This is a genomic window from Amycolatopsis sp. NPDC043885 (assembly GCF_056435685.1).
This window is the reverse complement of the sequence record NZ_JBWKEA010000034.1, coordinates 18,534-41,144: the sequence shown is the minus strand read 5'-3', so window position 1 is coordinate 41,144 and position 22,611 is coordinate 18,534. Positions and strand designations below refer to the sequence as shown.

The window sequence follows — 22,611 nt, the reverse complement described above, 5'->3', positions numbered from 1 at the left end:
GCGCTGCGGATGACGCGGCTCGTCGGCGGCACCGAGGTCGAGACGATCCGGTCCGATCAGCGCGGCGCCTACTGCGGCGCGACGCAGTTCTTCGTTGCCGTGTAACGAAAACTTGCGCTGGCCCGGAAACTGTCGGTGGTCGGATGTAGCTTCTGTGCGTGGATACCCGCAACGCCACTGTGGCGCTACTCAAGGAAATCACCTCACCTGATGCTTTGCAGGAGGTCACTGCCGCACTGGATTCGTTGGAGGACAAGGATGCTGTCGACGCCGCTGTCGCGGCATCAGAAGGAATCGCACGGCTGGAGGCCGTCCGATTCCGTGCACTCGCGCAGCTGAACCGCCACCGTGACGGTGCGTCGAGTGTGGTGCAGGAGGTCGCGTTCGCGTTGTCTGTTGTGGACGGTCACGCGGCCGGATTGGTGTCGACGGCGGCGGCGTTGACCACGCGGCTGCCGCGCACGCTGGGGCTGCTGGATCGCGGACAGGTGGGCGGTTATGGGGCGATGAAGGTCGCTACCGCGACGGCGTGGCTGTCGGACGAGGATGCCCGTGCGGTGGACGCGGTGCTGGAGGACCGGCTACCGGGCCGGAACTCCGAGCAGATCCGGAAGGCGGCGAATCACGCGGCGATGCTGGCCGACCGTGACGGCGCCGCCCGCCGGGCGGAGCGGCACCGCGCCGGGCGTCGGTTGTCGATCCGGCACGGCGAGACCGGGGTAGCCTCGATCGACGTCGAGGACGGCCCCGTGGAGAAGGTCGCCGCCGCCTACGCCCGGATCGACCGCGAGGCACGCGCGCTCAAGACCTGCGGCGAGAACCGCACCCTGGACCAGCTGCGCGCCGACGTCGCCCTCGACCTCCTCCTCGGTGGCCAAGGCGGCAAAACCGAACGATCCGAAGTGTTCCTCTACATGGACCTCAACGCTTACCTGGGACTGAACGAGGTCCCGGCCGAGCTGGCCGGGCACGGGCACATCCCGGCGTCGCTGGCCCGGCACATCGCGTCCAGGCCGGACACGGTGTTGCGGCGGATCATCACCGACCCCTTGTCCGGGCAGGTCTTGGATTTGGGTCGGGACCGGTATCGGCCTACGGCGGGGTTGGGCGAGTTCGTGCGGGTGCGAGACCGGGAATGCCGAAGACCCGGCTGCCACCGCATCGCCCAAGCCTGCGACCTCGACCACTCGGTGCCCTGGCAATTCGGTGGCCACACCAGTGACACCGAACTGATCGACCTCTGCCGCCGCGACCACAGCTTGAAAGACGAACCCGGCTGGGTCTATCGGCTCGCCGCCGACGGCACCCTCACCATCACCACACCCACCGGACACAGCTACGACAGCACACCACCACCACTACACGAACCCCGCACACCGCTCGACGAGGAACCGCCACCGTTCTGAGGCCGTCGCCGAAAAACGGCCACGGTGCCGGTGCGGTCGCCGAAATTCGGCCACGGCTTGGCGGTGTGTGCAGGACCCGGGATCTCAAAGCGACTGTGGTCGCAGCGCTCGCTAGGTGGCTGTGCGGTCCAGCGGCGTCGCCGAAATTCGGCCACGGCTCGGCCGCGTGTGTGCAGGACCCGGGATCTCAGTGCGACTGCGGCCGCGACACGGCGACGTTCGCAGCGGCGACTGTCGCCGGCAGTACCCCCGAAGCGCCGTCGCCGAAATGTGGCAAAGCCCTTCAGGTACTCACAAACGAGTGCCCAGCACCGACATGCCCAGCACCAGTTCGTTGGCCGGATCGCAGCCGAGAAGATCCTCGACCAGTTCGTCGCGAAGCGCCGCGGTGAACGTGACGTTCAGTCCCAGCGCAGTCGCCATCAGGTACACGGTTTGGCTCAGGTGGCCGACGTCCATCAGCAGCACCCGATAGGTGCGGCTCACCGGGTACTTCCACTGGTTCCGCTCGATGACGCTGGTGTAGATCAGCAGCGCGCCGGCCTTCCGGGTCCACTGCTGGTCGCCGGCGAGCGCGGTGAGTTCGTCGTCGTCGATCTTGGCGTCCAGTGGCGTGAGGCTGTGCCGGAAACCGTCGTAGTGGTAGGCCCCCCGATCCAGGCCCTCGACGTTCCTCGCGTAGACGTACACCTCTGTCGGATGCCGGGCTCCGCCCGACGGGCTCGTCTTGAAGACGTTCCCGGTGGCGGGGATGTCGGAATGCGTTTCCGGCCTCGTCGGCCGGGCCGCGGTGAGGAGTGCGCTCAAATCGCGCAGCCGCAAGGGTTCTTCGCCGAACTCGCGGACACTTCTGCGTTGGTTCAGCGCGTCGCCCAATGCGATCGCGTTCAAGGGTTCCGGTGACGGTTCGGGCAGCGCTATCGCGTCGTGCTCGCCGGAAGGCCTCACCGGAGAGGGCGGAGGACTGGCCTTCGCCTTCTCCAGCAAGGTTTTCGCCGTCATTTCGCTGGTCGTGAACTCGGTCTCCCGCAAGGAGCGGGTACCGAAGTGAAACGCCCGCGCGGACGTTCCCCAAGGCCCCCAATCCCGAAGGATCTCCTCTTCCCGTTGTTGCCGGGAAGAACCTTTGACCACCAGCACGTCGTACCGGATCATCGCTCGCGCGATACGGACGAGCCTTTCCCCGGTCTCGGGATTCTCGTCCGCGGTGCGGATCGATTCCGGTTCTCGCCAAGAACTGAACCAGCGCAGGACGCGTTCGGTTCCTTCGGCGAGTTTCAGCTGGCGATGGCCGAGGTGGTCGTCCCAGACGACGTCACCATCGGACCAATAAAGCGTTCCGCATGAGGAAACCCTGACCAGCATCGAATGTCTTGTGCCCCAGTCCCCAGTAATACTTTCCGAATACGTCTGGTCATTCAGTGTCGCGAGCGGAAAGGAGGCCCGCCGTGCGGCGGCGGCTCGAACCCGCCCCAGGTGCTCTGCGCCTTGTACTCCGCTTCGAGCTCGTACAAGAACTCGTCGTCGTCTTCATCGTGCATGTCGCCGATCCTCTCCGTGAGCGGTTACTCCGGTCAAGCGAATATACCTACGCCAACAGAGTACCGGATCGAAACGGAGAATTACGCCGAGTAATCGCTCAGGCGCTGTTTGAGTTCGCGAACCTCTGGCAACTCCGAAATGCCGAGATCGGTGTAGAGGCGCAATGCGAACCGGCGATGACGGTCCGCATTCAGTCGCTCACCGAGAATGTCGAACGCGAACGCCATCTCCTTGTGGGCGATGGGCAGCATGCTGCGATTCCCGGTCGATTCGAGCACTTCGACCGCGGTCGTCAACTGACTGACCGCGAGCGCGCCGTCACCGAGTCCGCGCGAATTGATACCGAGGGCGAGAAAGCATTCCGCCTCGAGATCAGGTGATTCGTTCTCCTGGGCCAGCCTCAGTGCCTGGTCGAGTTCCTCGGCGGCTTCGGGATAGCGCCTGTTCTCGGTGTGGATCAGCCCGATCCGGTGCCTGGCGCGGGCTTCGATGAGGACACTGCCATGGGCATGGGCGGTCTCGCGGACCCAGCCGAGGTGTTCGATGGCCTCGTCCGACTCGCCCTTGAGCCAGTGGGTGACCCCCGAGTTGCCCCTGGCCCGGCACTGCATCCGGATGTCGCCGGTGGTCGCGGCCAGTTCGAACACCTCGTTGAACAGCCGGTTCGCTTCGGTGAACTCGTTGAGCCGCCACAGGGTCAGCGCGTACATGTGCAGGGCCTGGTACTCGAGGACCACGTTCCCGGTGACCCGCGCCGCGGACAGGGCGAGGGTCTCCAGCTCCCTGGCCTGCCGGTAGTAGCCGCGGTTGTCGAAGTAGCGCCACACCGCCGAACAGAAGGGCACGAGGTCGGAGTACTGCTGGTGGTTGTTCATCGCGACGGCCACCGGCAGCACGTTCTGCCATTGCGCGTCCATCCAGTGCGCAGCCTGGTCGTAGTCGGCGAAGGACTGTCCGAACTCGCTCTTCGGGACCTCGAGGCCTCCCGGCTCGTCTTCGGAGTCCGGGTCGATGAACTCCATCGCGGCCGCGACGGTGCTGCGGTAGTAGTCGAACAGCCGCCGCATCATCGCCTCGCGCTGGTGCTCGGGCTCTTCGGCGAGCAGGAGTTCGCGACCGTAGCTGCGGAGCAGGTCGTGCATCTCGTACCGGTCCATCGACGGCTGGCGCAGGAGGTTCACGTCGACGAGGCGTTCGGCGAGGCGGCGGGCCTCGCCGAGGCTCACTTCCGCCAAGGCCGCCGTCGAGTGGAGATCGAAAGCGGCGCCGGGGTGATGGCTCAGCCGGCGGAACACCCGGCGCTCGGTCTCGGTCAAGTTCAGATAGGACACCCGGAACGCGCCCGCGACGTCGCGTTCCCCGGCGGTGAGCTCGCCGAACCGGTTCCGTTCGTCGCGCAGCTGCCTGGCGACGAAGTCGAGCGTCCACGATGCCCGCGCGCGCAGTCTGCTCGCCGTGACGGCCAGCGCGAGCGGGAGATCACCGCACAGGCTGGCGACCTGGTCGGCCGCGTCCGGGGATTCCCTTCTCAACCGCGAAGGCCCGACGATCCGGCCGAGCAGTTCCACGGCGTCGGCCCGGCTGAACGGTTCCAGCGAGAGCAGTTCGGCGCCGTCGAGGTCCACGAGCCGGGTGCGGCTGGTGATCAGCACGCAGCAGCTCGCCGAACCAGGCAGCAGCGGGTTCACCTGCGTCGCCCCGATGGCGTTGTCCAGCACCAGAAGCACGCGTTTGCCGGCGAGGCAGCTCCGGAAGAGCGCCGCACGCTGTTCGGTCCCGGTGGGAATGTCCGAACCCTGGATGCCGAGCGATCGCAGCAGCGCCTCGAGCGCGGCCCCAGGGTCGACCGGGTCGCCCGCGGGCGAGAACCCTTCGAGGTTCACGAAGAGCTGCCCGTCGGGGAACAGCGGCGCGAGCCGGTGTGCGGCGTGGACGGCCAGCGCGGTCTTGCCGACACCGGGCATCCCGTCGATCGCGATCAGCCTCGGCCCCGCCGAGGAGCCTGCCTGGCCGATCTCGAGGACGGTCCGCAGTTCCGCGGCACGGCCACCGAACGCGGGGAGGTCCGCGGGAAGCTGCGCGGGGCGGGGGAACAGCGCCTTCTGCGCGTCCGCGTCCTCGCGACGTCCGCCGGTGTCCATTCCGGCCCGGAGCCCGCCGACGCCGTACCGGACGAGGGCGCTGTCGGTCATCAGCTCGGCGTCGGCGCGCAGGATCTGCTGGTGGAGCGCGCTCAGTTCGGCGCTCGGGTCGACTCCGAGCTCCTCGGCGAGCGCGACCCTGGTCCGGTCGAACGTCCGGAGCGCGTCGGCGCCGCGGCCCGCCCGGTAGAGCGCCAGCATGGTGAGGCACTGCAGGGTCTCGCGCGTGGGATGCCAGGCGGCGAGGTCGAAGGCCTCGCGAGCCGCCGCTTCGGTTTCGCCGAGCCGGAGCCTGGCGCCGATCAAGAGCTCACAGGCGGCCAGGCGTTCTTCGTCGAGCCGTCGCGCGGTCTGTTCGATGGCGTCGCCTTCGAGACCGTCGAACGCCGGGCCGCGCCAGAGCGAGAGCGCGTCCGCCAGCTTGGCGGCCGCCTGGGAGATCAGCCCGGCCGAAAGGAGTTCGGCGCCCTGGTTGTAGTCCGCTTCGAAGCGGACCGAGTCGAGCGAGGCGCTGCTGATGGCGACGCGGTACGCCGAGCCGGTGGTGACCACGGCGGACCTGGCCACGCCGAGGTCGTGCCGCAGCCGCGCGATCGCGTTGCTGACCTGGCGGACCGCGGTCTTCGGCGGATTCTCCGGCCACATCGTGCCGATCAGGTACGACACCGGGACCAGCCTGCCCGCGTTGATCAGCAAGGCGGCGAGGAGACGCTGTTCGCGGCGTCCGCCCAGCCGGACGGGGACACCGTCGACTTCGGCTTCGAGCGGGCCGAGAACGGAGAAGCTGAGCTGGGAGGGCCGGCCGGTGGGCGATCCCGCCGAATCGGGTAAACGATCAGCGGTCATATGCGACTATGTCGTCCGAGGCCGTGAGCGTGCTCACGCACTACCTCCAGTCCGTTCGCCGGCTGACCGGCACCCTAACCCACCGCTTCGGCCTCCAGCCAGATCAGCGCGGGCGACGCACTACGGCATTCGGCCTAACGGGCGCGCGCGGGCCTGCCCTGAAACCGGTTCGATTCTACGCCCGGCCGCCCCTGAACTGCGCGGATGCCCGGCGGTGGAGTGCCGATGTAATTCCGATGCAGGGCCTTGGAAAGCTGAAGACATCAGCTGGCGGGTCGGCGCGACGGGGCAGCGCGCCGAACCGTGTGTAGGGGCTCCGCGGCGGTTGGCCTTCGAACTGGGGGTGGCCAACCGCCCTGGTAGCCCTTTCTTCCTGTCACAGGTTGCTCCCAGCAAAGCGCGGCACACTGGACCGAAGAGGAGTGTGCCGCCATGAGTGCTCTAGGTGATCTGCTGGGCTTCCTGCTCACCCTGTTCCTGATCGTGCTCATCGTCCGGATGGTGCTCGACTGGGTCGTCAACCTCGCCACCCGTCCGCCCGGCTGGGCCTTCCGGGCTCGCGGGATCGCCCATCGGCTGACCGAGCCCGTGCTGGCGCCGGTCCGCCGCGTGGTGCGCCCGGTGCGGGCGGGCGGGGTCGCGTTCGACCTCGCCTTCACCCTCGTGTTCCTCGGGGTCGTTCTCCTGCAGTCCCTCGCGTTCAGCCTCTGACCAGGTGTGATCCGCCGGGATTCCGGGTACCAGCCCGCTGGAGGAGAGGAGTGTGCCCATGCGTCCGGTCTGGAGCGGTTCGCTTTCGCTCGGTCTGGTGACGGTGCCGGTCCGGCTGTACAGCGCGGTCGAGGACCATACGGTGCACTTCCGCCAGTTCCAGCGCGGAACCGAGGACCGCATCCGGTACCGGCGGGTGAACGAGCGCACCGGCAAGGAAGTCGGCTACGAAGACATCGTCAAGGGTTACGAGCTCGAAAACGGCGAGTACGTGGTCGTCGAACCCGAGGAGCTCGACGAGATCGCCCCCGGCCGGTCGAAGTCGCTCGAAATCGAGAGCTTCGTCGAGCTGGACGCGATCGACCCGATGTTCTTCGACAAGACGTACTGGCTCGCGCCCGCGAAGGACGAGTTCGAGCGCCCGTACGCGTTGCTGCTCGAGGCGATGGACTCGTCGGGCAAGGCCGGGATCGCCAAGTTCGTCATGCGCAACCGCGAGTACCTGGCGCTGGTGCGCTCCGGTGACGGCGTGATGGTGCTCAACACCCTCCATTTCGCGGCCGACCTGCGGGATCCCGCCGAGCAGCTGCCGGACCTGCCGGGCAAGGCGAAGGCGCGCGGCAAGGAACTCGACATGGCCGTCAGCCTGATCGACGCGATGAGCGACGACTGGCGGCCCGAGGACTACCGCGACACCTACACCGACCGCGTGCGGGACCTGATCAAGGCCAAGAAGAAGGGCGACACCATCACGCCCGCGACCGAACCCGGTGAGCCGACGAAGGTCGTCGACCTGTTCGAGGCGCTTTCGAAGAGCGTGGAGAGCGGGAAGGCCAAGAAGAAGTCCGGGGCGAAAAAGCCGACAGCGAAGAAGGACCTCTCTTCGCTGTCGAAAGCCGACCTGGACAAGCTGGCACGGGAGCGGAACATCAAGGGCCGGTCGAAGATGACCCGCGCCGGCCTGGAGAAGGCGCTCAAGGCCTCGTGACGACCCCCGCCGTCGCCAGTTCGCGCGCGATGGCCTCGATCAGCAGCCGGACGTCCTCGCCCGCTGTCGCGTGCAGCCCTTCGGAAACGATCAGCACGTCGGACGTCGTGGCGGAGACCGCGGAGTGCCCGCTCTGCCGGTTCGTCCATCGGCGCGCGTGGGCTTGGCCGTCCTCGTCGGCGAAGATCACCTCGCCGGGGTTCGGCTGCTCGACCGTGCCGGCGAAGGTCACGTACTTCTCGTCGCCCCGCGCGTGGCGGACTTCCAGCGAGCCGCTGATCTTCGCGACGTCGAGCACCGCGACCGGGACGGCGTAGGCGACCGAGACCGCGTTGCAGAGATCGATCACCGGGTGGATCCGGGGAAGCGTGCCTTCTTTCCGCAGCCTGCGCAGCAGTGACTCGGACGCACAGCGGTACTGCGTCGGTTTCAGGCCCATCTTGGCGAACGCCCGCCGCCAGGCCTGGATCTCGGGGAATTCCGATTCGGGCCCGTCCGCGAGCCGCCGCGTCGCCCGCGCGAGGAACTTCTCGACGTCGACTGGCATTTCCGGGGTGATGCCGGTGGCCCGCAGTGTGCCGACGGCGAGGGCGGGATGAGCGGCGCGGATTTCCGGGTGGTGCTGGAGTCGCATGCTGAACCTGTCTACTGGGTGGTGAACGCGAGTTTGGCGCCGAGCGCGGCGAAGGAACCGGCGAAGATCCGCCGGAGCCAGGTGAGCACGCGCGGCCGGGAAAGGACGTGGTGCCGCACGCTGGCGGCGAGGACGCCGTACACGCTGAACACCACGAAGGTGGCCAGCATGAACACCCCGCTCAGCAGCAGCATCCGAGGGATCGAACCAGGCTCACCCGCCGGGACGAACTGGGGCAGGAACGCGAAGAAGAACAAGGTCAGCTTCGGGTTCAGGACGTTGATCAGCACGCCGGAGGTGATCGTCCGCAGGGTCGACGCCGGTTCGGGATCGCCGTCCACGACGATCGCCTCACGGTCCTTCAGGGTCGCCCACGCCATGTAGAGCAGGTAGGCGACGCCGAGGTACTTGATGATCTCGAACGCCACCGCGCTCGCGTGCAGCAGCGCCGCGAGACCGGTGATCGCGGCGACCATGTGCGGGATGATGCCGAGGGTGCACGCCAGCGCGGCGACGACGCTCGCGCGTCTGCCCCGGGCCAGTCCGGCGGAAAGGGTGTAGACCACGCCGGTGCCGGGCGTGGCGACCACGACCAGCGTGGTGACCAGGAAGGCGATGCTCACTGGATCACTGTGCGCGCTTTTTGGTCTGATGGACAGGACCAAAGACGAGTGACTCCACAGGACCAAAGCGTTGCGTGAGGCGGCGTGAGGGTTCACCGGAAGGAGTGGCATGATGCACGCTCGCACGTCGACGAGGAAGGCCTTGGTTTGAGCGCGCGCACTTCCCAGATGGACGACCTCCGGCTGGTGGCACAACCGAATGCCATGTTGTGTTCCGAGCTCTTCGTCCGTCTCATCTTGTCGGATTGGTCCTTGCGGCCGTTGCTCGATCAGGCGAAGACCGCCGCCGCCAGATTGGTGGGCACGCTGGTCGACGCGGCCGATCCGAAGGAGCCGCCCTTCCTGACGCTGAGATTGCGCCTGCGGTCGGACGTGCTGGTCATCGAGGTCGACCACGCGCTGGACGGACTCCCCGTGCCGACGCCCGCTCCGGGAGAGCGGACCGGGGTGGCGCCGAGCGAGACCGGCGGCGTGACCCTCTGGTGTGAGCTGCCGCTGCCTGGTGGTCTGTCTGCCGGACAGGTCCGGCTGCCGAGGCGGGGCGACCGTCGCACCCTGGTGGACGAACCCGTCTCCGGTGAGCCCGTCGGCGCCGATCCCGAAGTCCTGGAACGGCTTTTGACCCGGCTGAGCGGCTGGTCCGGCTGATGGGGACGAGGCGGGTCACCACGCCGGTGCTCGAGATCGAGTACGAACACGCCGGTGAAGCGGGTGGGCCGCCGGTGGTCCTGCTCCACGGCTTTCCGTACGACGTGCGGGCCTACGACGAGGTCGCCGCGCTCGTCGCGGCGGGCGGAGCCTCCGTGTACGTCCCGTATCTCCGTGGGTTCGGTGGGACGCGCTTCCTCGACGAGGCGACACCCCGCTCCGGACAACAGGCCGCCCTCGCGCAGGACCTGTTCGAGTTCATGGACGCGCTCGGGCTGGAGAAGGCCGTCGTCGCGGGATACGACTGGGGCGGCCGCGCGGCGTGCATCGCGGCCGCGCTCCGGCCCGAGCGCGTGCGCGGGCTGGTCTCGGTGGACGGCTACAACGTCCAGAATCTCGCCTACGCCGGGGAACCCGCTCCGCCGGAGTGGGAACGCACGTACTGGTACCAGTTTTATTTCCACTCCGAGCGCGGACGGCGCGGGCTGGCGGAGAACCGCGACGAGCTGTGCGCCTTGTTGTGGCGCACCTGGTCGCCGACCTGGACGGGCGCCGAGGCGGCATTCCCGGCCAGCGCCTCCAGCCTCCACAACCCGGACTTCGTCGACGTCGTCATCCACTCTTACCGGCACCGGTTCGGCCTGGCGGAAGGCGATCCGCGGTATCAGGCGCTCGAAGACCTGATCGCGAAGGAGCCGGCCATCACGGTGCCGACGGTCGTGTTGGAAAGCGGGGACGACGGTATCGGCGGCCCGAGCGCGGAGGGCGACCGCGAGTACTTCACCGGGCCGTATGAGCATCGGGTTCTGCCGGGGGTGGGCCACAACGTCCCGCAGGAAGCCCCTGAGGCGTTCGCGGCCGCTGTGGCGTCGCTGCTCGGGTGAGGACGATCACCCGTCCGTGCGCGTGACGAATCCCGATCTTCGTTTGTCCTTCGGACGTAAGGCGCACGATCCGGGCGCCACGGACGGAGGAGGACCCGATGTCGTTGGGCGACAAGATCAGCAACAAGGCCGAGGAGCTCGGTGGTAAGGCCAAGGAGGCCGCCGGCGACGCCACCGGCAACGAGGAACTGCGCGCGGAAGGCCAGGCGGACCAGGCGAAGGCCGGTCTCAAGGGCGCGGTCGAGAACGTGAAGGACGCCGTCGGCGACGCGGCGGACAAGATCCGCGACACCTTCAAGAAATAGCGTTTCCTTCCGGGCCGGGGCGGCGGATTTCCGCGCCCCGGCCCGTTTTCAGTCGTGCAGGACCACCGGCAGGCTCGTGAGCCGTGTTCCCTGGATGCCGCCGAGGAACGTTTGCCGCAGTTCGCCATAGGGCACCGCGAGCCGGGCTTCGGGGAAGTCAGTGCGGAGAACCGTCGCGACCGCCCGCAGTTCGAGCTGTGCGAGCTGGGCGCCGACGCAGAAATGCGGGCCCGCGCCGAAGGTCAGGTCCGGGCCCGGTTTCCTGGCCGGGTCGGTGTTGATGCCCTGGATGTCGACGAGCACCGTGGCCCCGGCGGGGAGCCGGGTCCCGGCGAGAACGACCTCCGAGGTCGTGAACCGCCAAAGCGTGAACGGTGCGGGCGGGTGCATCCGGAGGGTTTCCCGGACCAGGTGGCTTTCGGGGGTGGTGTCCCCGTCCAGGAGCCGCGAGACGAGGAAGCCGATCGAGGCGTCGGTGGTCAGCTGCCCGGCGAAGATCAACGCGAACAGGTGATACCGCAGGTCCTCTTCGGACGTCTCGGGCGGCAGGTTGTCGCGTAGTTCCGTCGCGAGTCCCTTTCGGTTCGGGGTCAGCCCCGCGGCGGCGAGGTCCGCGATCGCGGCGATGGCCTTGCCCTGGGCGCCCGGCTCGGGGTCGGACATGCGGCGGCACGCGTCGACGGCGACGTCGAGCAGGTGGAGTGGGATACCGAGCAGGTCGAGCAGCACGGTGAGCGGGAAACGGGTGGAGAACCCGTCCATGAGGTCGACCGTTCCGCCGCCGAGGTCCGTCAGCAGTGCATGCGCGATCCGGTGGATCCGGTCGGATTGCGCCTGGATCCGTTTGGCGCTCAGCAGAGGAGCGTGCGCTCGCCGCAGTCGCGTGTGGTCGGGGCCGTCCAGCGTGGTGAGGGACGGCTGTTCGGCGGCGGTTTGTTCGAGGCCGGTCCATCCCTCGGGGGCGAGCGCGGGATCCTTCGCGAAGCGCGGGTCCGCCAACACCTCGCGGGCCGGCTTCTCCTCGGTCACGATCCACGCGCTTCCGCCCTCGGGGGCGGCCACTTCGACGAGGGGACCGGCGGCCCGCAGCGCTGGACGGACAGGGTCGGGTTCGGTGATGCCGCGGGTCGTCGCGGCGAATGGATCGGGGAGCACAAAAACTCCTTCATGAGAAAGTATCTTCATAGTGAAGGTATATTCGGAGCCGGTAGGTTGTCAAAGCGCACGGATCCGAGGAGGGGTGATGGAGGACGACGTCGCGGCGCGGAGCGCGTCGCTGCTGGACGGCCTCCGGAGCTTCGGGGCGAACTACACCGAGTTCACCCGGCGTTTCGCGGATTGGCTCGGCCTGCACGCCACCGACGCCGCCGCGCTGGTGGAGATCCTCTACGCCGAAGACACCGGATCGCCGTTGTCCCCGGCCCGGCTCGGCGAACGCATCGCGCTGACCTCCGGCGCGACCACGAATCTGCTGAACCGGCTGGAAACCCTCGGCTACGTGGTGCGGACCAGGGAGAACAGCGACCGGCGGAGGGTGACCCTGCGCAGCGGCCCGGACATCCAGGGGCCCGCGCGTGAGTTCTTCGGCCCGTTCAGCGCCGGGCTCGCGGCGCTGGTGGCGGAGTACCCGGTGGAGGAGATCGAACGGTTCGAGGCCTTCCTGCGGCAGCTCAAGTCCACAATGGACAGCTTGCTCGAAGAACAGGGGTAGCCCGGACCAGTCCGATCCGCTCTCGGCACCGAATCCCTCCCGGACGCCACGGAACCGCGTAGCCGGGCGTCGGGTGAGGTGGAGGCGGCTTGATGGTCGAGGGTGTGCGGACGAGTCCGCGCGGAAGCGGCGGCACCGGAGCGGTGCCTGCCGAGGCGAGTTTGATGGAACGGGTCGCGGCAGGTGACGAACAGGCGTTCGCCGACCTGTACGACGTCGTGGCCGGACCGGTGTGGGGAGTGGTGAACAGGGTCGTCCGCAACGGCACGTTCGCCGAGGAGGTCACCCAAGAGGTCCTGGTGGAGGTGTGGCGGACGGCCGCCCGGTTCAAACCGGGCAAGGGGAGCACGCTGGCCTGGGTGCTCACGATCGCGCACCGGCGGGCGGTGGACCGGGTGCGTTCGCATCAGGCCGCGCTCGACCGGGACGATCGCGCGGGACGGCTCGACTTCCGCCGCCCGTTCGACGAGGTCGCCGAGTCGACGATCAGCAACCTGGAGCAGCAACGGGTGCGCCAGTGCCTGTCCGCGTTGACCGATCTGCAACGGGAATCGGTGGTGCTGGCCTACTACAACGGCTACACGTACCCGGAAGTCGCGGAAGTGCTCAAGACCGCGCCCGGCACGGTGAAGACCCGCATCCGCGACGGACTGATCCGGTTGCGTGACTGCTTGGGGGTCGGGCAATGACGGCCGAGCTGCACACGCTGACCGGGGCCTACGCCGTGGACGCCGTCCCGGAGGAAGAGGCCGCGGCCTTCAAACGGCACTTGCGGGGCTGCCCCGCGTGCGGCCAGGAGGTCCGGGAACTCCGCGAGGCCGCCGCGCGTCTGGGGGCAGCCCTCGCCACGCCACCACCGCCGAGGCTGCGGGAAGCGACGCTCACGGAGGTCGCCCGCACCCGTCAGTGGCCTCCGCTGGTCGCTGTCGCGCGCCGAGGTGGGCCGGCGAAGACGAGGATCGCCCTCTGGGGTGCCGCGGCGGCCGCCGTCGGAGCGCTGGTGTTCAGCTTGGTCACCACGTCCACCGATCCGGGAGCCGACCCCGCACAGCAACAGCTGGCCTCCGTGAACGCCGTGCTCACCGCGCCCGACGCCTCGACGGTCAAGGAGGGCGCCGAACGCGGGACCACCACGGTCGTGACCTCGCGGAGCAAGGGCAAGATCGTCGTAGTGGCCGGCGACCTCCCGCCCTTGGCGCCCGGAAAGGCGTATCAGGTCTGGCTCATCGGGGCGAGCGGCGTGCATTCCGCCGGGCTGCTGGCGCCGGACGGTCCACATCGGACCCACCCGGTCCTCGCGGACCTGCCGGGCGGGATCGACCGCGTCGGCATCACCGCCGAACCCGCCGGAGGTTCGCCCGCCCCGACCGTTCCGGCGGTGGCCATGGTGGACCTGGTCTAGCGTCCGGTCAACCGCTCGCAGGCCTGCCAGAGTTCCTGGCGCTGCGCGGCGGTTTCCCGGGTTTTGCCGAGATAGTGCGTCGGCCGCTGGACGCGGTCGTGCCAGAACATGCCGTTGTACCGGCCCGGTTCCTCGGCGGCGGCGAGCCAGACGAACGTGTCCGCGCCCTGCCCGGGGTCGCGCAGGATCCGCCGCGTCAGCTTCCGGAACGTCGGCAGGGAGGTCGCGACTCCGGGAGTGTCGGCCCAGCCGGGGTGCGCGCTGTGCACGGTGACCCCGGAGCCGTCCAGCCGGTCCGCCCAGAGCTCGGCGAGCACCACCTGCATCCGCTTGGTGCGCGCGTATCCGGCGGCGGGCTTGTACTCGTCCCGGCGGTATTGCAGGTCGTCGGCGCGCAACGGCTGACCGTACATGCCACCGGAGCTGACCCAGATCACCCGCGCGCCCTCGCCGAATTTCGGGCGGAGCGACGCGGTGAGCAGATGAGGGCCGAGTACGTGCGTGGCGAGCATGAGTTCGTTGCCCTCGGCCGTCTCCGTGCGTTCCGCGGGCATGACCCCGGCGTTGTGCACCAGGATGTCGACCTCGCCGTCGAGGTCCTTGGCGTAGTCGCGTACGGACGACATCAGGCTGACATCGCACTGGTCGACGACGATCCGCGAGCCGGGCACGGCGCGCTCGATCTCGGCGCGGGCGGCGTCGCCGTCGCCGCGGATCGCGATCCGGACGGTCGCCCCCAGCTTCGCCAACCCGATGGCCGTCGCCTTCCCCAACCCCGCTTTCGCGCCGGTCACCACGGCGACCTTGCCCGCGAGCGCGTCCGGCGCGGGATCCTCGGGCCACCAGTGCCGCCGCAGGAAGTGCCCGATGCTGCTGTACCCGAGCAGGGTCCGGTCGAGCACGGTGTCGGCGGCTCGGGTCACGGTGGACATAGGGGCGCTCCTCAGCGATCGTGGGGGACCAGTGCCCACACCGATTTCCCGGTCCGCTCCGTTCGGAAACCCCAGTCGACGGCGAGCCGGCCGATCAGACGGAGCCCGTAATGCGCCGAAGCGGGGAAGGACCGCAACCCTTCCAGATCCGGGCCGTCGTCGGAAACCTCGACCAGGAAGCCGCGAAGCTGCCGGACGACGCGTGGTTCACCCGGCTCGTCCGCGCCGCGCCCGAAGCCGATGCGGTCGGCGACCACGGAACGGACACGGCGCAGATCGGGACGATTCCGCAGGTCGACCGTGACTTCCGCGGCGTCGGCCACCCGGTGGCACAGTCGCTCGAGTTCCGCTTCCAGCTCCGCCTGATCACCGTTCACCGCACCCAGCTCCCGTCGCCGAACACCTCTCGCGAGGTGTTCGGCGCGGACGGGGCCGCGGACGGGTGTCACTGAATGCGGGAACCGGCCTTCGCGGTGAAGCGGAACTCGATGGTCATCGGAAGCTCGGTGAGATCCAGCGCCTGACGCAAGCGCGGCAGGCCCTCCTCGGTGATCCGCTCGCGGATGGCGGCCACATCGCCGTCCTGTTCGGCGCTCAGCACCACGGCAAGCACCGGCGCGTCCTGGGATCCGCCGAGCGTGGCGTGCGCGGCGTGGACGCCGGGATAGGTCGCGACCTCCGCGGCGAACGGTTCCACCGCGGTGCTCGCGGCCAGCGCGGTCTGACCGGTGTCCTGGTCGAAACGCCAGGTGTGGGACTTCGGTTTGCGGACAGGCTGCGCGATGAGCCAGCGCAGCGCCAGCAGCCCGACGACCACCGCGCCCCCGGAGACGGCGTACCAGACCCATCCGGGCGGCATGGCGGTGCCGGGGACGAGCGTGGCGCCGGGATCGAGCAGCGGGATCCTGCCGAAATGGGTGCCGACGGCGAACCCGCCGACGGCGAGCAGCACGATCCCGATCAGCACCAGCAGGGTGCGGTTCAGGCGGGCGGGACGGTTGAGGTCGGTCATGACGCGCTCCTCGTGGCCTTGACGCGGACCCGCACGGCAGGGACGGCGGCGGGGCCGATCTGGGAGAGGCGGTGCTCGATGGCGGCGCGGACGGCGTCGGCGAGTCCGGCGGTGTTCGTCCGCCCGGTGGTGACCACCGAGACGATCTTGTTCCGCTTGACCTTCAGTTTCGCCGCCGAGACACCATCCACAGTGGACGCCGCGGTGCGCAGCGTCGACCGGTAACTGCGCCGGGAGGCCCCGGAATCCGTGCCGCCTTCGAGCGGCAGCACGGTGGGCCGTCCCGGCACGATCGCGGCCACGAGGAGCACCAGGCCGAGCAGCGCGACCACGCCGCCCGCGATCGCCGGAAGCGGGTCACTCCACTGGGTGCCGTGCAGGGCGGACGCGACGGTGTCGTAGCTGATCCACGGTTTCTCGCCGATGATCGTCTGGACCGCGACGGTGGCGGCCACTACGCATCCGGCGAGCACCACGAGGGCGACCAGCACGGCCGGGACACTGCGGCGGGGGCGCCGTTTCATCGGACCCTCCTCGTTTCGGTCTCCGTGGAATGCAGGGCCGTGACGGTGATGTCGACCCGCGTGACGGCCAGGCCCGAGAGCTCGCCGACGCGGCGGATCAGATGCTCTCGCGCGCTTTCGGTGGTGGCGCGCACGGAAAGCGGATACTTCACCGAGAGCCGGACGTCCAAAGTGGCCGTCGAGCCGGTGACGTGCGCGCTCACCTTGGCGCCCTGATCGGGGTCTTCCCCGCCGACCGCGATCCCGAGCACCCGGGAGGCCGCGCCGCCGACACCGTCGAGTTCGGTGATCGCCTGTGCGGCGATCCGCTCGACGGCGCCGTCGGCCACGGTCAGGGCGCCGCGCCCGTCCGTTCCGGGCGCGGCGGTCATGGTCGTCATGGCGATCAGCCCCTGTCGCGGCCCGACAGGGCCGAAAGGTCGAGCTTGCCGTCGAGGAACCGGCCGACCAGCAGGCCGAGGACGGCGAGCACGAGCACGACGAGGAAGGCGCCGAAGCCGCCGAACGCGCCGGCCACGCCGAGCACGAGACCGGTCAACAGGCCGAGATGGGTGGCGTTCATGAACGTTCTCCTTGTGGTCGGGCGCGAACCGGCGCCGATGGTCACTGGACGCGGGTGGATTCGGTGCTTTCGTCGCTGTCGTCATCGCCGGGGATGTGCACATCGGACACGTTGATGTTGACCTCGACGACCTCGAGCCCGGTCATCTGCTCGACGGCGCCGATCACGTTGCGCCGCACCGATTTGGCGAGATCCGCGATCGCGACGCCGTATTCGACGACGATCTGCAGGTCGACCGCGGCCTGGCGCTCGCCGACCTCGACGGAGACGCCCTGACCGGCGGACGCGGTGGCGCCGGGGATGCGCTCGCGCAGCGCGTTGAACGCCCGCACGGCGCCGCCGCCCAGCGCGTGGACACCGGTGATCTCGCGGGTCGCGAGGCCCGCGACCTTCTGCACGACGGTGTCGGCGATCGTGGTCACGCCCTGCGGGGAGACGAGCGCGCTGTTCTCGGCCGGGGCGGCGGAGTTCGAGTTCGGCTTGGCGGTGGTGGCGGTGTTCGTCATCGCGATCTCCTCGGGTTCGGATTCCTTTGCCTGCGGTGGAAGTTCTTTCGCTTCCACACTCCATAGACCCAGCCGCGCGAAGATCGTCACGACCCGATCGTGTGGTCTGGATCTCACCGATCGTGGGTATGTCTTTCGGCCTGGTCCCCGCGGCCGACGACGGTGCCGTCATTTCAGTCTGTCGAAGGTCGTGCGCGGAGCGGCGGCGGGGTTGCACCGGATGTACGACATCGCAGGGAAGTCCTGCCCGGTGACCAAAGTGGACGAACCGGAGCGCGGGGCGGCGCTGACGTCGTTCCTGCGGCGCGACCCGGCCGGGGCCGCTCGGCACGCTCGTCGCCGGCGGCCCCGGGCAGTCCGGCGTCGCCATGGTCAAGGACATCGCGGGTGCGTGGCCGGCCGTGGTCCGGGAACGGTTCGACCTGGTCGGCTTCGATCCACGGGGGATCGGCGGCAGCGAACCGCGGCTGCGCTGCGACACGGAGAAGAAGATCCGCGTCATGGTGCTCGACGGCGTCGACAACACCTATCTCGATTGGCGTGCCGACACCGTCGAGCAGGCGAAGGGGGTGGAAGACCCCTGCTCACCTATGCGAAACAGTGCGCCACCAGGACCGGCAAGCCATGCCCTGGCCGGGGCGAGTGAAGATCCACGTCAGCCGGATCCTCGCCAAGCTGGGCTGCGCGAACCGTGTCCAGGCCGCGATCCCCGCCCACGACGCGGGCATCCTGCGCGGCTGAGCGGGCCTCTGGCCTTCACGCGGCTTCTCTGTTAGGAAAGGTTCCTAACTAACGGGAGGCGATGTGCGCGGACGTGGGCTGGCGGCGGCGACGGTTCTGGTGGTCCTGTGCGGTGGCTCGGCCGCCGTCGCGGACACGACAGTGGCTGGGTCCGGGGCGCGCTCGGCGCGCAACATCATCTACCTTCAGGGCGACGGCCTCGGCCTCGGCCAGCGTGACCTGCTCCGGCTGGCGCTCAAGGGCAAGAACGGCAGGCTGGCGATGGACGGGCTCGCGGTCACCGGCCTCGTGCGGACGTCCTCGGACGACCCCGACGAGATCGTCACCGACTCGGCCGCCGCGGCCACCGCCCTCGCGACCGGGCACAAGACGCGCAACGGCGCTGTCGGCGTGGACGCCCACGGGCGCCCGCTGGAGACAATCCTCGAACGGGCGAAGCGGGCGGGGAAGTCGACCGGCCTGGTGACGACCGCGCAGGTGACCGGCGCGTCGCCCGCGGCCTTCGCGGCGCACGTGCCCAGCCGGGACTCGCAGAGCGACATCGCGAAGCAGTACATCGAGAACAGCCGCCCGGACGTTCTGCTCGGCGGAGGCGAGGACTGGTGGTATCCGAAGGGCAACCCCGGGCTCTGGCCGGACAAGCCGGGGGAGGAGAGTCGCAGTCCGTACGGCAACCTTGTCGAGCGCGCGCAGCGGACGGGCTACACCTACGTGCGTGACGGCGACGAACTGCGGAATACGCGGGCGAACCGGATCCTCGGCCTGTTCGCGAACGAGGACATGGTCGACTACGGCCCGGACGGCGTCGGGAAGTACGCGCCGCGGGTGCCGCTCCAGCAGATGGCGCGCAAGGCGCTGGACACCCTCTCCAAGAACCCGCGCGGCTTCTTCCTGTTCCTGGAGGAGGAGGGAACCGACGGGATGTCGCACGAGAACAACGCGCACGGTGTGATCGACGCCGGCCGCGCGCTCGACGACACCGTCGCCGAGGTCATGCGGTTCGTCCGGACGCATCCCGACACGCTGGTGATCATCGGCGGTGACCACGAGACCGGCGGGCTGGCCATCGAGAACTACGACGCCTCCGACACCGATCCCGACCAGGACGGGCCGTTCGACGTCCCGGATTCGAAGCTCCGGTTCACCGTGGACTGGACGACCCACGACCACACCGGCTCTGACACCCCGGTCACCGCCGAAGGCCCTGGCGCCACCCGTTTGGGTGGCACGGTCGAGAACACCGACGTCCACTGGGTGATGCGGGCGGCAAGCGGCCTCTGAACCGGAAAAGGCCACCTCCGGCGACGGAGGTGGCCTTCACGGGCGTCGGGTCAGCCGATGCTTTCGACGACCGCCTCGGCGACCGCCTTCATCGTGGTCCGGCGGTCCATCGCGGTGCGCTGTATCCAGCGGAACGCGTCCGGCTCGGTGAGCCCCTGACGGCTCATCAGCAGCCCCTTGGCGCGGTCGATGACCTTGCGCGTCTCGAGCCGGTCCGTGAGGCCGGCGACCTCGGACTCGAGCGCCTGGAGCTCGGCGAACCGGCTCACGGCCAGCTCGATGGCCGGCACCAGGTCACGTTTGGCGAACGGCTTGACCAGGTACGCCATCGTGCCCGCGTCCCTGGCCCGCTCGACGAGGTCGCGCTGACTGAACGCGGTCAGGATGACGACCGGCGCGATCCGGTCGCCGGTGATCTTGGAGGCGGCCTCGATACCGTCGAGCTTGGGCATCTTGACGTCGAGAATCACCAGGTCGGGCTTCAACTCGGTGGCCAGGTTGATGGCCTGCTCGCCATCCCCGGCCTCACCGACCACCTCATAACCCTCTTCACGGAGCATCTCGACGAGATCCAGACGGATGAGGGCCTCATCTTCGGCCACGAGCACCCGCCGCTGGGGTGCGGCGACGGCACCATTGGCCTCGGCAGCCTGCTCGGTCACCGGGGTCCTCCTGAAGGTCGTCGGGCAGTTCGGCTCGCGGTCTGTCCGCGAACCTGAAGCCTACCGGGAACGATCCAGACGGCTAGATGGCGTTCACCACGTCAGACGGTCGTCACACTCCAGGCCCGGCGTCAGGCGCGGTCCCGTGATCCCGTAAAGTTCACGGGGCACCGCCCCCGTAGCCCAACTGGCAGAGGCAACGGATTCAAAACCCGTCCAGTGTGAGTTCGAATCTCACCGGGGGCACTCGCAGGATGCACATTGGGCTTGGCCTGGGCATTGGTGTTGCGACGCGGCGTCGCTGATGGCGGATATCAAGTCCCGGTCTCCGGGGAGCGTGGCCGTGATGGTCGCTTGGTCGGTCTTGTAGTGGACTTTGATCGTGAGTTGTGTCAGGTCTAGCAGGCGGTGAAGCAGGTCGGCTGGGGCGTGGCGCAGGTTGGCCTTCAGGAAGGGCAAGGCGTCCAGCAGGTTCGCTTGGTCCAGGTTCGATGGGCCTGGGGCGTCCGCGCCGTCAGTGATTCGGCTTAGCGTGTCGAGGAGTGTTTTACGCTCGTTGAAGACCTCGTTGTAGCGCTGTCTGAGGCCTTGGGTGAAGGGATCGTGTGTCTGCTCGCCAGAAGCATGAAGCAGGCGGCGGGTGCGAGAAGAAGTGCGTTGAGGAGTAGTCCGGCCACGCCTGGTGTCGAGTGTGGAGTCCCGTGGACCAGGTCCTCGGAGTTCCCTGACAGGCAGGGATGAAACTTGCCTCGCCGGGACTCTGCGCCGGGTGTGAGGCTGAGCGCGAGTACGCAGGTGAGTAGCAAGAGTGTCGTCAGCAGGTATTTCCGATGCCATCCGGTAAGGGCGGCCAGCTTCGGGGCCAGTGGCACACTGATCAGGGCGCCGACGACCAGCAGGGCCGGTGTCCAGAGTGACACCGGCATGCTGGTGCCGAAGAGCGTCACAGCAACTCCTCTTGCCCTGAAAGTGCTATCGCCTGTCAGGCAGATGGCCGCTTGGAAAGAAAGAAGTAGGCGTAGCGTTCGTCGAGTTCGTTCCGGGGAACGAGGTGGACGGCGTGCGGAGTGAGGCCGCAATGTTCGGCGAGCTGCCAGAACCTCTCGATCGGGTAGGTCGTCATGTGCGCGAGTCCGCGGCGGTAGGAACGACGGCGTGGTCTGGTGTGCCAGGTTCCGGTGTCGTATTTGATCTGGATCAGCGCCAGGCCGCCGGGGGCGAGCAGGTCCCGGGCGATGTGCAGGAGTCGTTCACCGTATTCGGGGCTGGGGATCAGTTCGAAGACGTAGAAGGACAGGAAGACGTCGCATAGTCCGTCGATCTGCCCGAGGGCTGCTTCGGGGTCCGGGACGCTGATGGGGACCGGTGTGAAGGGGGTGTCGCAGACGTTCGCGATCTGCTTGCCGCACTCGGTGAGGGACTCGGGGGAGATGTCGACGCCGATGAATTCCTTGGCGTGGACGGCGAAGGCCGCGGCGTTGGCGCCACCGCCGCATCCCCATTCGACGATCCGATTCCAGGGGCGGGCGAACCCGGCCATGCGGGCTCCGGATTCGAACAGGGCGAGGTGTTCCCGGCCGATCCGGTCCCACAGATCGTTGTCGTGGAACGCCGGCGAGTCGCGCCAGTGGGAGTTGGCCGACCAGCGGTCTCCGGACGGGCGTTGCCAGTAGTCCTGCGCGTCCGCGGAGATGCTCGAGTCCGGCTGGTGGAATCCCGCCGTGGCCAGTGCGCGCTGCAGGTGGTCTTCGACGGTGATGGCGAAGCGTTTGCTGCGGGAGAGTGCGTCGGGAAGGCGTCTTCTGACGGCGTCGACGAGGCTGGTCCTGTCGGACATGCGTGCCCTTTCGCTGGTTCGTGCCCAGAACGGGGACCGGTTCAGGCCCGGAGAAGTCCGGGTGAGGTCAACCGGTCGGCGATCCCAGGATTCCGCGAGGCGCGGTGAATTCCGCCGCGCTCAAGCCAGCGCGGCGAGTGATTCGTGAACGTCAGCGCAGGGCGGGTGGCCCGCGGCGTGGTCGAGAACGGCGCAGCAGAATCTCGGTCGCGACGTCTTGCCTGGCCGTCTGGGGGAGCGGTGACCACAACGGGGGATGGGACGCCGTGGTCGTCGACGGCAGCCAGCCAAGGGTTCGCCACACGAGACCGCGGACGGCGAGCAGTGCGGTGTCGGCGCGCGTCAGCAGCAGCCCGAGGAGCACGACGGCCACCGCGTGTATTTCGAGCACGGGCAGCGGGTCGAGCGCGGCGAAGGACGCGTCGAGGTGCCGGTGCGTGAGATGTGTCGGGAGAAGGAGGACGGCGTGCAGGATGAGCTGGGTGGCGGCCAGCGCGCCGATGGCGGCGAGGGATCCGCGGTAGCGGTCGGCGATGGCGGTACCTGCCCAGCCGATGAGCCCGCCGATCGCCACGGTCATCCCGACGTCGGGTAGCACGCCGCCGCCCAGGACGTGAGCCGCGATGCCGAGAGACGCGGACACGGCGGCCAGCATGACGCTTCGGGCGGCGCGAACCGCGCTCGGTGTCCCCTCCGTGTCTCGCGTCACGCAC

At 68.7% G+C, this 22,611-nt stretch carries 27 protein-coding genes and 1 tRNA gene; 12 read left to right on the top strand and 16 right to left on the bottom strand.

Annotated features, from left to right (window positions below; translation table 11 throughout):
- Positions 1-179 precede the first annotated feature (179 nt).
- The gene (locus AC069I_RS44095) at positions 180-1,406 is read left to right on the top strand and encodes an HNH endonuclease signature motif containing protein (protein WP_478268057.1); all 1,227 of its coding nucleotides are present in this window, start codon (positions 180-182) and stop codon (positions 1,404-1,406) included.
- 291 nt (positions 1,407-1,697) lie between these two features.
- Here the strand turns inward: AC069I_RS44095 and AC069I_RS44090 are convergent, their stop codons facing one another.
- From AC069I_RS44090 to AC069I_RS44080, 3 genes are all read right to left on the bottom strand, one after another.
- Positions 1,698-2,771, bottom strand: coding sequence for a SagB/ThcOx family dehydrogenase (locus tag AC069I_RS44090; RefSeq protein ID WP_478268054.1), 1,074 nt, complete (start codon positions 2,769-2,771; stop codon positions 1,698-1,700).
- A 53-nt stretch (positions 2,772-2,824) separates the two neighbouring features.
- Positions 2,825-2,947 carry a hypothetical protein gene (locus AC069I_RS44085; RefSeq protein WP_340687764.1) on the bottom strand — a complete coding sequence of 41 codons (123 nt, stop codon included), beginning with the start codon at positions 2,945-2,947 and terminating at the stop codon, positions 2,825-2,827.
- A gap of 81 nt (positions 2,948-3,028) precedes the next feature.
- A complete protein-coding gene (locus tag AC069I_RS44080) occupies positions 3,029-5,935 on the bottom strand; it encodes an AfsR/SARP family transcriptional regulator (protein WP_478268053.1) in 2,907 nt (968 codons plus the stop codon).
- A 432-nt stretch (positions 5,936-6,367) separates the two neighbouring features.
- Between AC069I_RS44080 and AC069I_RS44075 the strand changes: the two genes are divergently transcribed.
- Together AC069I_RS44075 and ku are read left to right on the top strand one after the other, a co-directional pair.
- Complete coding sequence (locus tag AC069I_RS44075) at positions 6,368-6,646, top strand: YggT family protein (protein ID WP_340687766.1); 279 nt, start codon at positions 6,368-6,370, stop codon at positions 6,644-6,646.
- 58 nt (positions 6,647-6,704) lie between these two features.
- A complete protein-coding gene (gene ku / locus AC069I_RS44070) occupies positions 6,705-7,634 on the top strand; it encodes a non-homologous end joining protein Ku (protein WP_478229710.1) in 930 nt (309 codons plus the stop codon).
- Here the strand turns inward: ku and AC069I_RS44065 are convergent.
- Together AC069I_RS44065 and AC069I_RS44060 are read right to left on the bottom strand one after the other, a co-directional pair.
- Positions 7,621-8,268: a B3/B4 domain-containing protein gene (locus AC069I_RS44065; RefSeq protein ID WP_340687768.1), complete on the bottom strand. Its 648-nt coding sequence runs from the start codon at positions 8,266-8,268 to the stop codon at positions 7,621-7,623. The two genes, ku and AC069I_RS44065, sit on opposite strands and share 14 nt — an antisense overlap.
- 11 nt (positions 8,269-8,279) lie before the next feature.
- Entirely contained in the window at positions 8,280-8,891 is a 612-nt protein-coding gene (locus AC069I_RS44060) for a LysE family translocator (protein ID WP_478229712.1), read from the bottom strand.
- A 147-nt stretch (positions 8,892-9,038) separates the two neighbouring features.
- On the opposite strand from AC069I_RS44060, the gene AC069I_RS44055 reads away from it, so the two are divergent.
- The 3 genes from AC069I_RS44055 to AC069I_RS44045 all read left to right on the top strand — a co-directional run bounded on the left by AC069I_RS44055 (position 9,039) and on the right by AC069I_RS44045 (position 10,728).
- Positions 9,039-9,539, top strand: coding sequence for an ATP-binding protein (locus AC069I_RS44055; RefSeq protein ID WP_478229713.1), 501 nt, complete (start codon positions 9,039-9,041; stop codon positions 9,537-9,539).
- The gene (locus tag AC069I_RS44050; protein WP_478229714.1) at positions 9,539-10,423 is read left to right on the top strand and encodes an alpha/beta fold hydrolase; all 885 of its coding nucleotides are present in this window, start codon (positions 9,539-9,541) and stop codon (positions 10,421-10,423) included. The genes AC069I_RS44055 and AC069I_RS44050 overlap by 1 nt, the downstream gene beginning before the upstream one ends.
- Before the next feature lie 98 nt (positions 10,424-10,521).
- On the top strand, positions 10,522-10,728 hold the full coding sequence (locus AC069I_RS44045; RefSeq protein ID WP_478229715.1) for a CsbD family protein: 207 nt from the start codon (positions 10,522-10,524) through the stop codon (positions 10,726-10,728).
- Between the two features lie 48 nt (positions 10,729-10,776).
- On the opposite strand, the gene AC069I_RS44040 is transcribed toward AC069I_RS44045, so the two are convergent.
- Positions 10,777-11,883 (bottom strand): cytochrome P450, encoded by a 1,107-nt coding sequence (locus AC069I_RS44040; protein WP_478268052.1) that lies wholly within the window; start codon positions 11,881-11,883, stop codon positions 10,777-10,779.
- Between the two features lie 88 nt (positions 11,884-11,971).
- On the opposite strand from AC069I_RS44040, the gene AC069I_RS44035 reads away from it, so the two are divergent.
- The 3 genes from AC069I_RS44035 (at position 11,972) to AC069I_RS44025 (ending at position 13,841) form a co-directional block, all read left to right on the top strand.
- Positions 11,972-12,439, top strand: a complete 468-nt coding sequence (locus AC069I_RS44035; protein WP_478268051.1) for a MarR family winged helix-turn-helix transcriptional regulator — start codon at positions 11,972-11,974, stop codon at positions 12,437-12,439.
- A gap of 92 nt (positions 12,440-12,531) precedes the next feature.
- On the top strand, positions 12,532-13,128 hold the full coding sequence (sigK, locus tag AC069I_RS44030) for an ECF RNA polymerase sigma factor SigK (RefSeq protein WP_340687774.1): 597 nt from the start codon (positions 12,532-12,534) through the stop codon (positions 13,126-13,128).
- Positions 13,125-13,841: an anti-sigma factor gene (locus tag AC069I_RS44025; RefSeq protein WP_478234604.1), complete on the top strand. Its 717-nt coding sequence runs from the start codon at positions 13,125-13,127 to the stop codon at positions 13,839-13,841. Before sigK ends, AC069I_RS44025 begins: the two co-directional genes overlap by 4 nt.
- On the opposite strand, the gene AC069I_RS44020 is transcribed toward AC069I_RS44025, so the two are convergent.
- The 7 genes from AC069I_RS44020 to AC069I_RS43990 all read right to left on the bottom strand — a co-directional run bounded on the left by AC069I_RS44020 (position 13,838) and on the right by AC069I_RS43990 (position 17,377).
- Positions 13,838-14,773 carry an SDR family NAD(P)-dependent oxidoreductase gene (locus AC069I_RS44020; protein WP_340687776.1) on the bottom strand — a complete coding sequence of 312 codons (936 nt, stop codon included), beginning with the start codon at positions 14,771-14,773 and terminating at the stop codon, positions 13,838-13,840. The genes AC069I_RS44025 and AC069I_RS44020 overlap by 4 nt on opposite strands.
- Before the next feature lie 11 nt (positions 14,774-14,784).
- Positions 14,785-15,150, bottom strand: coding sequence for an ATP-binding protein (locus AC069I_RS44015; RefSeq protein WP_478268050.1), 366 nt, complete (start codon positions 15,148-15,150; stop codon positions 14,785-14,787).
- A gap of 68 nt (positions 15,151-15,218) precedes the next feature.
- Positions 15,219-15,785 (bottom strand): Asp23/Gls24 family envelope stress response protein, encoded by a 567-nt coding sequence (locus tag AC069I_RS44010; protein ID WP_478268049.1) that lies wholly within the window; start codon positions 15,783-15,785, stop codon positions 15,219-15,221.
- On the bottom strand, positions 15,782-16,309 hold the full coding sequence (locus AC069I_RS44005) for a DUF6286 domain-containing protein (protein WP_478234602.1): 528 nt from the start codon (positions 16,307-16,309) through the stop codon (positions 15,782-15,784). The genes AC069I_RS44010 and AC069I_RS44005 overlap by 4 nt, the downstream gene beginning before the upstream one ends.
- Positions 16,306-16,689 (bottom strand): Asp23/Gls24 family envelope stress response protein, encoded by a 384-nt coding sequence (locus tag AC069I_RS44000; RefSeq protein ID WP_478229722.1) that lies wholly within the window; start codon positions 16,687-16,689, stop codon positions 16,306-16,308. Before AC069I_RS44000 ends, AC069I_RS44005 begins: the two co-directional genes overlap by 4 nt.
- A gap of 5 nt (positions 16,690-16,694) precedes the next feature.
- Positions 16,695-16,871 carry a hypothetical protein gene (locus AC069I_RS43995; protein ID WP_185927356.1) on the bottom strand — a complete coding sequence of 59 codons (177 nt, stop codon included), beginning with the start codon at positions 16,869-16,871 and terminating at the stop codon, positions 16,695-16,697.
- A 41-nt stretch (positions 16,872-16,912) separates the two neighbouring features.
- Positions 16,913-17,377, bottom strand: coding sequence for an Asp23/Gls24 family envelope stress response protein (locus AC069I_RS43990; protein ID WP_478229723.1), 465 nt, complete (start codon positions 17,375-17,377; stop codon positions 16,913-16,915).
- A 624-nt stretch (positions 17,378-18,001) separates the two neighbouring features.
- Between AC069I_RS43990 and AC069I_RS43985 the strand changes: the two genes are divergently transcribed.
- Positions 18,002-18,118 (top strand): LuxR C-terminal-related transcriptional regulator, encoded by a 117-nt coding sequence (locus AC069I_RS43985; protein WP_478268048.1) that lies wholly within the window; start codon positions 18,002-18,004, stop codon positions 18,116-18,118.
- Positions 18,119-18,181: 63 nt separating this feature from the next.
- A complete protein-coding gene (locus AC069I_RS43980; protein WP_478268047.1) occupies positions 18,182-19,399 on the top strand; it encodes an alkaline phosphatase in 1,218 nt (405 codons plus the stop codon).
- A gap of 50 nt (positions 19,400-19,449) precedes the next feature.
- Here AC069I_RS43980 and AC069I_RS43975 read toward each other — a convergent pair whose 3' ends face one another.
- On the bottom strand, positions 19,450-20,061 hold the full coding sequence (locus AC069I_RS43975) for an ANTAR domain-containing response regulator (protein WP_005157321.1): 612 nt from the start codon (positions 20,059-20,061) through the stop codon (positions 19,450-19,452).
- Positions 20,062-20,233: 172 nt separating this feature from the next.
- Here AC069I_RS43975 and AC069I_RS43970 point away from each other — a divergent pair.
- Positions 20,234-20,307: transfer RNA gene (locus AC069I_RS43970), tRNA-Leu, on the top strand.
- A 736-nt stretch (positions 20,308-21,043) separates the two neighbouring features.
- Here the strand turns inward: AC069I_RS43970 and AC069I_RS43965 are convergent.
- Together AC069I_RS43965 and AC069I_RS43960 are read right to left on the bottom strand one after the other, a co-directional pair.
- Complete coding sequence (locus AC069I_RS43965) at positions 21,044-21,898, bottom strand: methyltransferase domain-containing protein (protein WP_478229973.1); 855 nt, start codon at positions 21,896-21,898, stop codon at positions 21,044-21,046.
- Between the two features lie 151 nt (positions 21,899-22,049).
- Positions 22,050-22,607, bottom strand: coding sequence for a hypothetical protein (locus AC069I_RS43960; RefSeq protein ID WP_478229972.1), 558 nt, complete (start codon positions 22,605-22,607; stop codon positions 22,050-22,052).
- Between the last annotated feature and the right edge of the window lie 4 nt (positions 22,608-22,611).